General features: G+C 67.5%; 15 protein-coding genes and 1 tRNA gene. 8 read left to right on the forward strand and 8 right to left on the reverse strand.

Going from position 1 to position 12131, the window contains the following annotated elements:
* The first annotated feature begins 38 nt into the window (after positions 1–38).
* Both crgA and ACFW0G_RS16250 read left to right on the forward strand, forming a co-directional pair.
* Positions 39–305, forward strand: coding sequence for a cell division protein CrgA (gene crgA / locus ACFW0G_RS16245; protein WP_378326048.1), 267 nt, complete (start codon positions 39–41; stop codon positions 303–305).
* A gap of 70 nt (positions 306–375) precedes the next feature.
* Positions 376–795, forward strand: coding sequence for a PH domain-containing protein (locus tag ACFW0G_RS16250; protein WP_378326049.1), 420 nt, complete (start codon positions 376–378; stop codon positions 793–795).
* Here ACFW0G_RS16250 and ACFW0G_RS16255 read toward each other — a convergent pair.
* Together ACFW0G_RS16255 and ACFW0G_RS16260 are read right to left on the reverse strand one after the other, a co-directional pair.
* Positions 792–1757, reverse strand: coding sequence for a rhomboid family intramembrane serine protease (locus tag ACFW0G_RS16255; RefSeq protein WP_378326050.1), 966 nt, complete (start codon positions 1755–1757; stop codon positions 792–794). The genes ACFW0G_RS16250 and ACFW0G_RS16255 overlap by 4 nt on opposite strands.
* A gap of 37 nt (positions 1758–1794) precedes the next feature.
* A complete protein-coding gene (locus tag ACFW0G_RS16260; protein WP_378326051.1) occupies positions 1795–2349 on the reverse strand; it encodes a peptidylprolyl isomerase in 555 nt (184 codons plus the stop codon).
* Positions 2350–2438: 89 nt separating this feature from the next.
* Here ACFW0G_RS16260 and ACFW0G_RS16265 point away from each other — a divergent pair, with 89 nt between their 5' ends.
* Complete coding sequence (locus tag ACFW0G_RS16265; protein WP_378326052.1) at positions 2439–3056, forward strand: hypothetical protein; 618 nt, start codon at positions 2439–2441, stop codon at positions 3054–3056.
* A gap of 71 nt (positions 3057–3127) precedes the next feature.
* Here the strand turns inward: ACFW0G_RS16265 and ACFW0G_RS16270 are convergent, their stop codons facing one another.
* Positions 3128–3580, reverse strand: coding sequence for a DUF6918 family protein (locus ACFW0G_RS16270; protein ID WP_378326053.1), 453 nt, complete (start codon positions 3578–3580; stop codon positions 3128–3130).
* Positions 3581–3745: 165 nt separating this feature from the next.
* Entirely contained in the window at positions 3746–4279 is a 534-nt protein-coding gene (locus tag ACFW0G_RS16275) for a DUF2020 domain-containing protein (RefSeq protein WP_378326054.1), read from the reverse strand.
* Between the two features lie 118 nt (positions 4280–4397).
* Here ACFW0G_RS16275 and ACFW0G_RS16280 point away from each other — a divergent pair, with 118 nt between their 5' ends.
* Together ACFW0G_RS16280 and ACFW0G_RS16285 are read left to right on the forward strand one after the other, a co-directional pair.
* Positions 4398–5093: a hypothetical protein gene (locus tag ACFW0G_RS16280; RefSeq protein ID WP_378326055.1), complete on the forward strand. Its 696-nt coding sequence runs from the start codon at positions 4398–4400 to the stop codon at positions 5091–5093.
* Between the two features lies 1 nt (position 5094).
* On the forward strand, positions 5095–5733 hold the full coding sequence (locus ACFW0G_RS16285) for a pyridoxal 5'-phosphate synthase (protein WP_378326056.1): 639 nt from the start codon (positions 5095–5097) through the stop codon (positions 5731–5733).
* Positions 5734–5736: 3 nt separating this feature from the next.
* Here ACFW0G_RS16285 and ACFW0G_RS16290 read toward each other — a convergent pair whose 3' ends face one another.
* Complete coding sequence (locus ACFW0G_RS16290) at positions 5737–6909, reverse strand: DNA glycosylase AlkZ-like family protein (RefSeq protein WP_378326057.1); 1173 nt, start codon at positions 6907–6909, stop codon at positions 5737–5739.
* Between the two features lie 61 nt (positions 6910–6970).
* Here ACFW0G_RS16290 and ACFW0G_RS16295 point away from each other — a divergent pair, with 61 nt between their 5' ends.
* On the forward strand, positions 6971–8362 hold the full coding sequence (locus ACFW0G_RS16295) for an alpha/beta hydrolase (protein ID WP_378326058.1): 1392 nt from the start codon (positions 6971–6973) through the stop codon (positions 8360–8362).
* Positions 8363–8374: 12 nt separating this feature from the next.
* Here ACFW0G_RS16295 and lipB read toward each other — a convergent pair whose 3' ends face one another.
* Complete coding sequence (gene lipB / locus ACFW0G_RS16300) at positions 8375–9010, reverse strand: lipoyl(octanoyl) transferase LipB (RefSeq protein ID WP_378326059.1); 636 nt, start codon at positions 9008–9010, stop codon at positions 8375–8377.
* 359 nt (positions 9011–9369) lie between these two features.
* Positions 9370–9984: a TetR/AcrR family transcriptional regulator gene (locus ACFW0G_RS16305; RefSeq protein ID WP_378326060.1), complete on the reverse strand. Its 615-nt coding sequence runs from the start codon at positions 9982–9984 to the stop codon at positions 9370–9372.
* 77 nt (positions 9985–10061) lie between these two features.
* Here ACFW0G_RS16305 and ACFW0G_RS16310 point away from each other — a divergent pair, with 77 nt between their 5' ends.
* Entirely contained in the window at positions 10062–10691 is a 630-nt protein-coding gene (locus ACFW0G_RS16310; RefSeq protein WP_378326061.1) for an NAD(P)-dependent oxidoreductase, read from the forward strand.
* Between the two features lie 471 nt (positions 10692–11162).
* Positions 11163–12011, forward strand: a complete 849-nt coding sequence (locus ACFW0G_RS16315) for a hypothetical protein (RefSeq protein WP_378326062.1) — start codon at positions 11163–11165, stop codon at positions 12009–12011.
* A 39-nt stretch (positions 12012–12050) separates the two neighbouring features.
* Here ACFW0G_RS16315 and ACFW0G_RS16320 read toward each other — a convergent pair.
* Positions 12051–12123, reverse strand: a tRNA-Ala gene (locus ACFW0G_RS16320).
* Between the last annotated feature and the right edge of the window lie 8 nt (positions 12124–12131).

Genomic DNA, 12131 nt, shown 5'->3' on the forward strand with positions numbered 1-12131 from the left:
TCGCCACCAGGAGAGCCCGACAGCACGCGAGGAACCCGATGCCGAAGTCCAAGGTCCGCAAGAAGACGGCGTACACCCCGCCCGCCGATCGCCGTACCCCGGTGAAGGTGAAGGCCGCGGGGCCGTCGAACCTGTTCTACAAGATCGTGATGTTCGGCCTGATGCTGATCGGCCTGGTCTGGCTGATCGTGAACTACATCGCCGGGCCGAAAATCCCCTTCATGAGCGACCTCGGCAACTACAACTTCGCGATCGGCTTCGTGCTGATGATCGCCGGTCTGCTCATGACCATGCGCTGGCGGTGACGGTTACTCCGGATGGCGGCTTGACACCGAATTACACCGGTGTGACTAGTCCCCAGTGTGGATAACCCCTGTGGATAACTACCCCACCTCATGGGCTCCCCAGCCGGGTCTTGTGGTAGCGACCTGGCTCGTCACCGCGTTGCTGCTGGTCGGCGCGGTGGTGAACGTGCTGACCGGTGACGGCTCGGGGCTGCTGCTGTTCGCCCTCGCCACGGTCGCCGTCGGCGCCTACGCCGTGCACTCCTCGGTGGCCCGGCCGCGCCTGGCCGCCGACGCCGAGGGCCTGCGAGTCCGCACGTTCGGCGGCACTCACCGGCTGCCCTGGGAGGGCACTCGCTACCGGCTGCGGACGACGCGCCGGCTCGGCCGCGACGGCGTCACGCTGGAGATCGAGTACGAGGACGAGTTGTACGTCCTGGGCAGGCTCGACCTCGGCACCGACCCGCACGACGTCGTCGAAGCGCTCGACGACCTGCGTGCGCGCGGCTAGCTCGGCGGGAGGCAGGAATAGACCTGGCCGCCGCGCCACGGCTTGAATCCGCAGGTCGTGGCCGCGATCTGGGTGTCGCGGTACACCAGCAGCCCGATCAGCGCGAGCACGATGATCGCGATCCCTGCCGCCTGCCACACCGCCTGGTTGCGCTCCGGCGCGTAGAGGATCGCCACGGTCACGAGCGCACCGACGATCAGGCCGCCGACGTGGGCGAAGATCGAAATCCCCGAGACGCCGAAGGTGATGTACGCGTTGAGCGCGAGGGTGATCAGCAGCCCGGTCGGGTTCAGCCGTTGTTTGATGACGATGACGCCGAACGCGCCGATCAGGCCGAACAACGCGCCCGAGGCGCCGAGGGTCAGCTGGTTGAGGTCGTCGAAGAGCACCACGGCGGTGGATCCGCCGAGCATCGAGACGAAGTAGAGGGCGAGGAACCGGATCTTCCCGAACACCAGCTCGAGCGTGCGGCCCACCATCCACAGCGAGAACATGTTCGCCAGGATGTGCAGCGGCCCGCCGTGCAGGAAGCCCGAGGTGAACAGCCGCCACCACTCGCCGCCGCCGAGCGTCGCGTTGGGCCACAGCACGCCCGCCTGGGACAGCTCGGCCACGCTGTTGTTCGTCAGGCTCTTCGCCTGCATCACGGTGATCAGGTAGACCAGCAGGTTGACGGCGATGAGCACCGGGACGACGACCGAGGTGCTGCCGAGCCGCGCGCCCGCGATCGTGCGGGTACCCGGCGTGACCTCCTGGTACTGCCGGTGCTGACGGCGTTGTTCCTGACGGCCGGTGTGGACGCAGTCGGTGCACTGGAAGCCGACCGCGGCCTCGCGCAGGCAGTCCGGGCAGGCCGGACGCCCGCAGCGCGCGCAGCTCAGCCCGGTCGGGCGGTTCGGATGCCACCAGCATCCGGGCAGCGCGGCCTGCGGGTACGCGGCGGGGTTCGGTGGTTGGTTCACAGCAAGAACCAACCTACCGAAAACCCTCCGGGTCAGCTCAGCTCTGGATGCTGACCTTCTCGATCACGACGTCGTCGATCGGCTTGTCCGCCGGGCCGGTCGCGGTGTGCGCGATCTTGTCGACCACGTCACGCGAAGCCTGGTCGGCCACCTCGCCGAAGATCGTGTGCTTGAAGTTCAGGTGCGGCGTGTTGGTCACCGTGATGAAGAACTGCGAGCCGTTGGTGCCCGGCCCGGCGTTCGCCATCGCGAGCAGGTACGGCTTGGAGAACTGCAGCTCCGGGTGGAACTCGTCGCCGAACTTGTAGCCGGGGCCGCCGCGGCCGGTGCCGGTCGGGTCGCCGCCCTGGATCATGAAGCCGTCGATGACCCGGTGGAAGATCGAGCCGTCGTAGAAGGGACCGGACGCCTCGCCCTTGGCGTTGGGCTGGGTGTAGTCCTTCGTGCCCTCGGCGAGACCGACGAAGTTCGCCACCGTCTTGGGCGCGTGGTCGGGCAGCAGGTTCACATGGATGTCACCCTGGTTGGTGTGCAGCGTGGCCTTGAGCGCGCCACCATCGAGGGATCCGTTGCTTTCAGTCACGAGCTTCATCGTGCCATCTGCGGCAAGATGCGCGGAAAAGGGGCACGATAGGTTACGGGCAACAAAGCAGATTCAAAACGATTGATGAGGTGAAGGCCATGACCCGGGCCGCAAAAGCGGTGAGTGAGCCTGCCGTGAAGGAGGTTGTCACTGAGGGCGCCCGCGAGCTCGTGAAGCAGAGCCGCCGCGCACGCAAGAAGCTGGCGAAGGAGACCGAGCTTTCGCGCAAGGAGCTCAAGCAGAAGGCCCAGGCAGCCCGCGAAGAGGCGCTGGAGCGGCTGAAGGAGCTGCGCAAGCCGGGCCGCAAGGCCAAGCGGGCGGCGATCAAGGCCGCGAAGTCCGCTGGTGAAGGCAAGCGCAAGGGCAAGAAGGACTTCAAGGCCGCGAAGAAGGACTTCAAGGCGGCCGTGGTCGAGGCTTCCGAGGGCCTCAAGGGCACGCGGCGTCGCCGCCGGTGGCCGTGGGTGCTCGGGCTGGGCCTCGTGGCCGCTGGTGCCGCGTACGCGCTGCGCTCGAAGCAGCAGCCGCCCGTCGCGCCGGCGCCGCCGCGCGTGACCCCGCCGGCGCCCGCGAAGCCGGCCGAGAAGCCCGCCACAGCGTCGAAGCCCGCTGCCGAGGCGAAGCCGAAGCCGGCCACCCCGGCTCCGAAGGCTCCGTCGACGCAGTCGGCCAACGGGAAGGCGCCGAGCCCCTCGAACGCCGAGAAGAAGAACTGAGCGGCAACGAAAGAGGCCCCCGGACCGGCACGTCCGGGGGCCTCTTCGTGTGTTGACCGCGTGCGCGCCGATCAGGCGTTGGCAGCGTGCTTGTCGATCAGCTTGCCGAGGCGGGGAAGGGCCTCCTCGACGTTCTTCTTGCCGTTCGGGCGCAGCTTGCCGTAGACCTTCTTGATCGCGTCACGGCTGCTCTGCTCGGCACGAGCGTCGGTGACGCTCAGGAGCGCGTCGGCGGCCTCGTCGGAACGGCCGACCAGGTAGGTGCCGAAGTCGTCGCCGCCCTTGGCCTTGTAGTCACCGTAGAACGGCTCCAGCGCGTCGGCGAACTCGTCGAGCAGGCTGTCGACCGCGGCGGGGACGATGCCCGGCTTGATCTTCTTGACAGCGGCGAAACCCGTCTTCACGACGGCACCCGAAACGCCGCCCTTGTCCGCGACCTCGTCGTCGACGAGGGTTCCGAAGTCGGTCACGACAGCCGGGCGACGGCTGGAGTCGAGCAGGATTTCCTTGAGGGTGTCAGCCACGAATCTTGTCCTTTTGTCGAGTCGCAATGCAGATGGTGCCCCGCCCGGACACCACGCCGATGGCGGAGGTACCCGGTGCTCTGGTGCGCGGATCGGCGAAAGCCCTGCGCGTGCTGCACAGGGTAATACAAGATCAACTTCGCTCTTCCGTGTGGAGGCCACTACTCAGAGCTTCAGCGTCGCGATAGCCTTCGTCGTCACTGTGCGCGCTTTCACGCTCTGTTTCTGGTTGGTCGTCACGACGACCGCCGCGTTCCCCTTGGCCACCGCGTACACCGCGCCCCCGTCGCCGGTGGGCTGGTACCCGCCCTTCCAGCCGCTCGGCTCGTCGGCCGGGTTGGACGTGTCGACCGGCGCCGCCTTGTTCACCAGCGCGGTCGCCACCGTGGGCTCTCCGACGTACACCCGGGCGGTCAACTGGAGTTTCCCGTCGAGGCCGTAGAAGAAACACGCCGGATGCGGCGAATCGGCCGAGAGCCGGACCTTCGACACCTTCTGCCCGTTGGCATCGGCGACGAAATCGGTCTTCAGGTACGGGCAGGTTCCGGTCTCGCCCGGTTCGGGATCCGGCGGCAGCGCGGGTGCGGCGGCACTGGCCGAAGTGGACGGCTGACCGCTCGGTGGCGGTGCGGGCTGGGCAGGCGCGGAGCACCCGGCGAACACGGCCAGGGCGGGCGCGAGAAGTACGAGTCGGCGCATGGCGCGTTCAGTGAACCACGGATCCCCGCGCGGGTCGAAAAGTGCGAGCTGACCACATCCTCACGGCCTGGCGTGGGACGATGACCTTCCCAGCGTCCTCGGTGAGGGAGGTCCGGTCGTGCTCACGCCTGAGCAGTATCTCGGCGCGGTGGCCGAGCGCATCCAGCGCAGCGGCGGCAGGCTGAACTCGGTGCAGATCGGGCCCGCGACCGCCGTCGTCGGCCTGTTCACCGAGTCGGTCATGTTGTCGACGATGAACTACGCCGTGGTCGCCGCGGCGGTCCCGGAGGTCACCGCGGCCGCGTTGTACGACTTCACCGGCCGGGCCACTCAGCACGCGCGCGCGAACGTCCAGGGCACCGTCGGCTGGACGGCGGCGTCGGTGGTGATCGCCGGGCTCATCGGCCAGCGGGTCTACCCCGACGCCGCACAGGCCGCTTCGGCGAAGTCCGGCAACCAGTTCGGCGGCGAGACCAGGATGGTCGCGGTCGACGTCAGCGCGGGCCAGATGTACGCCTGGGTGGGCGGGAAGTTCTGGGGCGCCGCGGTGCAGGGGTCGGTCAACGCGAAGCTGACGTTCTGTTTCCCGCAGCCCGCCGAGGTCTACCAGCAGCTGCAGTGGCAACAGGCCCAGGCACCGCAGCAACCACAACAGCCGCCGCAGGCGCCCACGCAGCAGCCCCCACCCGGCTGGCAGCACCAGACACAGGTGGGGCCTCCGCCGGGTGCCGGGCCGCAGGGACCGCAGCCGCCGAACTACCCGTACCCCGCACCGGGTTACCCGCCGCAGGGGCCTGGGCCGTACGGTCAGTGACATGGTTTCGTTGCGTGGCTGGGCGTCCTTTCCCGACGAACTCCCGGTGTTCGATCCGGACACGACCCCGGCGGCCCCGCACGAGCTGTTCATCGGCTGGCTGAACGAGGCGGGCGAACACGTGCTGGCACCGCACGCCGCCACCTTGTCCACAGTGGACATCGACGGCACGCCGGACGCGCGGGTGGTGATCCTCAAGGACGTCGGTGCCGGCGGCTGGGCGATCGCGACCAGTTCGGAAAGCCCGAAAGGCTTGCAGCTGCGCAAACATCCGCACGCGGCGCTGACGTTCTTCTGGCCGGGCCGTGGCCGTCAGATCCGGCTGCGTGGCCCGGTGACCCCGGCGACGCCGGAGGTCTCCGCCGAGGATTTCCTCGCGCGTCCGTCCGCGTCGCGGGTCGAAGCGTTCATCGGGCGGCAGTCGGCTGTGCTGCACGACCCGGCGGAACTGCTCGACGCGGCCCGTGAGGCCGAACGCTGGGTCGCGGAAAACCCCGAGGTGGCACCGGAAACCTGGACGCGGTATCTGATCGCGCCGGAAGAGGTCGAGTTCTGGCAGGCCGGCCACGACCGGCGGCACGTCCGGCTGCGCTACCGGCGCGAAGGTGACGCGTGGGTGCGCGAACGCCTCTGGCCGTGACGCTCAGCCCGCGCGCAGAGCGGCCAGCCGCGGCGCGCGGCTCTTCACCGAGTCGAGGCTGAAACTCCGAGCGTCGCCGAGTTCGTCACGAATGAAGTTCTCGGTCTCCGCGACGGTTTCCCGCAGCGCGTCGCCCTCACCGACGAACGATTGGTACACGATCTCCCCTGCCTCGGGATCGAACTCCCAGAGCCCGGCGATCCGGCCACGATCGACGATCACGTGACACGGCGGATCCGCCTCCGCGCCGAGCGTCCCGTTACCGCCCGGTGTTTTTCGTGCGGCGTCGGCCGGATCGAGCAACCGTCCCATGTCCCGGTGCAGCAGGTGGATGCCGTCGACGCCGGCGAGCAACGCGTACCGCGGCTCGTCCGGCTCGGTGAATTCCGCGAACTCGTCCGAGAGTTCCTTGGGCAGTACCAGATCGGGCTCGCCCACCGGCACGAGTTCCAGTGCCTCGACGGCTTTCTTCGCGACCGAGGCGGTGAATCCGGAGAACCAGCGGAACTGCTTGAGCGACGCCGGTGCCGCCCAGCCGAAGTACCGCCGTGCGAGTTCCGCCCTCGCAGTGTCCACTTCGGACACCGACCCCGCGTTCCACCGGACGTAGCCGTAGCGCTGCTGGTCGAGCCGACCGTTGACCGGCGCCCGGCGGATGTCGCCCCTGGCCTGGAGCAGCCCCAGCGCGAGGGGCAGCGTCGTCGTCACTCCGCGCTTGCGCCCGGCGTCGCCGAGATTGCGAACGGCCGGGCCTGCCGCGGTTTTGAGCGCCGCCGGATCCAGTGGCGTGTCCGCGGCTTCGAGCGCGTCGACCACCGCCGCGCAGAGCTGCTCGACCTCGGCACGCGTGACGCCGAGATGCCTTTCGGCCGCTGCCAGCTCGCCCTCCGGCGCCCCGGCGCCGACCGCCAGCCCGATCGCGAAGTCGGCGGCGGGCAACACGTACGTACACCCCCGCGCCGAAGGGAGTTCGTGGATCGCCAGCCGGGCGACCTCGGCGTCGACAGCCTCGCGGTGGAGCCGGGCGCGGGCGAACAAGCCCAGGTACGGCCCCGATCCACCCACCGAACGCGCCCAGCCGGTCTGCTCGAGTACGTCGGCGGCGCTCGCGCCGCGCAGCCTTCCGTCGAGCCCTTGGCGATGGGCCCACCACGCCCGCAACCGCGATGTCGACATGACCTCAAGTATGGCCGTTAAGCGGTTGCTCGCACTTTCTCCGCTTCGCACACTGGTCACTATGGGGAGAAAACTGCTGGCCACAGGATTCGCGTTACTGCTGACCGTCGCGCTCGGTGGCACCGCCGCCGCGTCCACCACGCCCACCGGGCCGCGGCTGGAGAACCCGCATCCTTGTCCGGCTCAACCGGGATTCACCTGCTCGACGCTGACCGTGCCCCTCGACCACACCGGCCGGGTGCCGGGCACGCTCGACCTCCAGGTCGCGACCGCGGACAACGTTACGGCGCCGAAGGGTGTACTGCTCTTCCTGGTGGGTGGCCCGGGCCAGGGCGGAGTCTCGCACATCAAGGATCTGGCGGTCGGCAAGCTGCCCGAAGTCGCGAAGGACCACCGGTTCGTCATGCTCGACCAGCGCGGCACCGGCGAATTCGGCGCGCTGCGCTGCCCAGGCCTGCAGACGCAGATGGGCAGTTCCAACATCGCGACACCGACCCGCGAGGCCGTCGCCGAATGCGCGAACCTGCTCGGCGACCGGGCGCCGCTGTACTCGACCGATCAGACAGTCGCCGATCTCGACCTGCTCCGGCAGGCGCTCGGGGTGCGGAAAATGGTGGTCGACGGCGTCTCGTACGGGTCGTTCACGGCGGCACGCTACGCGATCGCGCATCCCAGGAACGTCCGCAAGCTCGTACTGGATTCGGTCCTGCCCCACCACGCGACGTCGGCGGACTCGCTTTACCTGGTCGGTCTGCGTGCGAATGCCCGTGTGTTGCGAGATGCCTGCGCGGCGCCTCCGGCCTGCGGTTACGACCCGGCCGAAGACCTCGCACAGGTCGTACGGCAACGCGGCGTCGCGGACGGCGTGCGGATCTTCGATGCCATGGTCACCTACGAGTTCTTCGATCCGACCTACCGAGATCCGCGAGGCGACATCATCGGCGCGGTGCATGCCGCCCGCGGCGGCGATCCGACGCGGCTGAACAAGCTGCTGGAGAAGCTCGCGGGAGCCAACCGGGCCGCCCCTGCCGACTACAGTTCCGGCCTGCAAGCCGGGACGCTGTGCGCGGACATGCGCTTTCCCTGGGGTTCGGCGTCGACCCCGGCCGAGGTGCGGCAGGCGCGGCTCGACCGCACCGAAGCACGGCTGCCGGAGCGGGCGACCTGGCCGTACACCTCGCAGGTGGCGGTCACGCAGGGCTTCATCCAGCTGTGCCTGCCCTGGCCCGCGGAACACGCGTCGTCGAATCCGGCCGGTCACCTGCCGGACGTGCCGACCCTGCTGCTGAACGGCGACCGCGACCTGTCGACCCCGCTCGAATGGGCCGAACGCGAAGCCGACGTCGCGCCCCGCGGCGAACTCGTGGTGGTCAAGGGCGAGTCGCACTCGATCCAGAACCGCGAACGCGGACACGCGGGCCGGGACGCGGTGATCAAGTTCCTGGCCGGTTAGGACAACGTCGGATCAGCAGAGCACGGCGGCGATGGCCTCCCGGACCTCCGCGTCGGACGGCGTGGATTTTCCTTGCCGCTCGGCCATTTCTCGCAACGACGTCATCGTGACGTCCTGCATCCCGCAGACCGTGAACTGCTCGAAAGCGGTCATGTCGGGATCGATGTTGAGCGAAAACCCGTGGCTGGTGACCCCGCCGCGAATCCGCATCCCGACCGACACGAGCTTGCGATGATCGGGCGTCCACACCCCGACGAGACTGCTCGCGCCCTTCGGCGTTTCCCGGCGCACCGCGTCGAACCCGAGACTCGCGAGCGCCTCGATCAACCCGTTCTCCAGCCAGCGCACGATATCGACCACGCCGCGCTCGCGGACGTTGATGACGAGGTACCCGACGAGCTGGCCGGGCCCGTGGTAGGTCGCGAACCCGCCGCGGTCGACCTGCACCGACGGCAACGCGGCGGCCGCGGGCGGCAGTTCGTCATGTGACGTGCGCGCCCCGTATGTCACCACCGGCGGATGACTGAGGAAGAACAACCTGTCGCCCTCGACGCCGTCCTGGCGTTCCTTCACCCAGCACTGCATGTCGCGCGTGGCCTGTTGGTAGTCGACGATCCCGAGGTCCACACGCTGAATCGGCCACCCCATCCACCCAGACTAGCCCCGCTCGTCCCGGGCTCTGCCACAGTGACAACGTGAGCGACAGAAGCCCGGCACAGGTCGCTGCTGCTCGTGCTATCAGCGCATCAGAACAACTTCGCGATGGCGTGCGCGTCGAAAGTGAACGGACGATCTGAGCGCCTGGCAGGAGGCGTTCTCCGCGTCCTTCAGTGTCACCGAATTCGGCTTTCGCTTCGACTCACCCACGTTGTCCGGCACCAAGATCCCGGTACCCGCCGGGAGCTACGCGGCTCGCATTTCCGGCCGTGGATTCGTCAACCACGGCTGGCCCGGCTCCACGACCCCTGGCGACGAGTGGCGCCTCCAGCTCTGGCCCACTGACGAACTCAGCCCGGCCCGGCGGCTGCGTCGCTGGCCGGGGCCGAGCTGAGGCCTTCGACGAGCGTTCGGACCAGTTCGCCCGCGAAGTCGTCGTCGCCGTGCTGATCGACGAAATGGCTGAGGAAGCCGCGCTGGAAACACGCGCCCAGCAGTAGCGCGGCAGCGGCCCTCGGATCCGCTTCCGGCCGGATGCGACCGAGTTCCTGTTCCGCCGCAAGGTAACCCGACAGCACGATGGTGACATGCTGCGGCCCGACGCCGCGTTCACGCATCGTCTCGCGGTGCGCCGCCAGCAGCTGGGGCTCGGAGAAGATCGATGCCGCCATCGGGAAGTTGTGGTTGTAGAAGCGAATCGCCTCCCGCGCCACCTCCTCCAACGTCTCGCGGAGGCTTCCCCGCCCCACCCGCTCGGCCAGCCCGTCGAGCAACGAGGTGAGCGAACTCGGCGCCCGCTCGCTCAGCACCGCGAGGAACAGGTCGGTCTTGTCGCGGAAATGCTTGTACAGCGCGGCCTCCGAGAACCCCGCGGCCTTGGCGATCTCCTTGGTCGTCGCGCGGGCGAGCCCGCGAGTGCGCATCACGTGCGCGGCCGCGTCGAGTATCTGGTCGCGAGTGCTCACGGCGCCTCCGGTTTGACAAGTTGGTGAGTGCTCACCCACTATAGTAGTTAGTGAGCACTCACTAACCAGGAGGACCGATGAAGATCACGCTGTTCGGCGCCACGGGTGGCACCGGCAAACAGCTCGTCGACCAGGCCTGCGCCGCCGGCCACGAGGTCACCGCCGTCGTCCGCGATCCCGCGCGCCTCGCCAGAACGGACCCGCACCTCACCGTCGTCACAGCGGACGTCATGGACCCGGACTCGATCGCCCCGCACGTCTCGGGCCGCGACGCCGTCATCACCGCGATCGGCTCGCCCGACCTGAAACCGACCACCATCCAGACCGACAGCACCCGAAGCATCATCGAGGCGATGCGGCGACAGGGCACGCGACGGCTGCTCGTGGTCAGCAACGGCGGCATGGCCACCGAAGGCGACGGCCCGGTGACCAGATTTCTCGCGAAACCGATCCTCAGCCGGATACTCCGGAATCCGTGGGGCGACATGCGTGTCATGGAGGAAGCAGTGCGGGCCGCCGACCTGGACTGGACGATCGTGCGCCCGCCGATGCTGACCGACGGCCCCCGCACTGACACCTACCGGACCGCGATCGACCGAAACGTCCGCGGCGGCGTCCGCCTTTCCCGCGCCGACCTGGCCGACTGCATCCTGCGCCACCTCGACGACCCCGACGCCGTCCACGTAGCCATCGCAGCGGGCAACTGAGGGGATCGAGATGACCGGATGTGACCGTCAGCGGGAGTCATCCTCGGAGCCTTTTGCTGCACAACCAGGGCAGCCGACAACGCCGATGCCTACGCCAAGGATTACGGAGTGCACTGCTCGCCCCACTCCCCCTACAAGATATTACTTACAGTAATACCTTGTTCACCGCAGTGGCGGTGGGCGCGGGAGCTGCGATCTCGCACCATCAGATCAGACGGATCCGAGGGGGCGTGAATGGCTGTGTCAAGGCAGGGTAATCACAACAAGAATTGTGCGACAGCGGTAGGACATGCCTGTGCCTGCTCGGGTTGCGGCGGGTCGCTGCATGGCTGGGAGGGTTGGGTAGGGCTTGCGAAGGCAAGCCCTGAAGAGCGGAACTCCAAGCGATCACGGATTGAAGAAACCTGGGCGAAGTACTACAGGCCCACCAGCAAGAGATCAAACAGTCATACCCGAGCCGCAGGTACGGATTTGGCCCGCCTCGAACTCGCAAATTGGCTGGCAGTGCGCAGAACTCAGGTGTCGGCGACTCTCTCACCCACCGATTCTCCGATCAAAGGCGGAGCCGGTACCACATCAGCCGAAAAGCCTGTGAGGAACGCCCAGCCGCACGAATCGCCAGTACCGGCGGATGCGCAGACACAGGACAATCCTCTATTGTTCGATGACGCGCCGGTCGCAATCTCATCTGATGAACAGGAACCCGGCCCTTCATCATCCGGAGATACGAGCCGGAGACAAGCTTCTACCACTGAGTCAGTCCGCCCGTCTCCGCTGGACCAGGTAGAGATCTTCGCCAAGGCGATGACCGCGCCAGACCTCTGGGCAGAGATCACCGCTGAACTTGCAACAGCTGTGCCCGATCCGGCCGAAGCATCACGTCAACTCGCACATCACGGCTGGTGCGATCTCTTCATCGGCCTCGTCCAGGTCATCGAGAAGTGCAAGAAGTTTGTCGATCAGATTCCGGAGTGGGGGAAACGGATTGTCAAGGACGCGATCCATAACTCGTCGATACAATCCCTACGCCCTGCGATCACTGATGCCATTGTTGACATAGTGGTGGACAAGGTCTGGGCAGCTTTCAAGGGCGCAGCTATCACCAAAGTTCCGCTGTTGGCTGTCATAGACGGAGACGAAGCCATACGCAGCCTGCGCATCCTCGCCGTCTTCTCCTGTCCTGCTCCGGAGGACCACGAGGAGGTGCGAGAGCACGCATTGAAACCACTCGCCGACGACGCTGCAGGCCTTCTGACTGCTCAGTGCAAAGAGCGATTGGCGAAGTTGTTCAAGGAATGGGTATCCGAAGACGCGGCGTGAACAGGAACCTTCTTCCACTCCTGTGCACTGCCCGGGTTGTGGAGCTGAGGGGAATCGAACCCCTGACCCCCGCCTTGCAAAGGCGGTGCTCTACCAATTGAGCTACAGCCCCGGATACGG

The organism is Amycolatopsis sp. NPDC058986, from assembly GCF_042741125.1.
Classification (GTDB): Bacteria; Actinomycetota; Actinomycetes; order Mycobacteriales; family Pseudonocardiaceae; genus Amycolatopsis.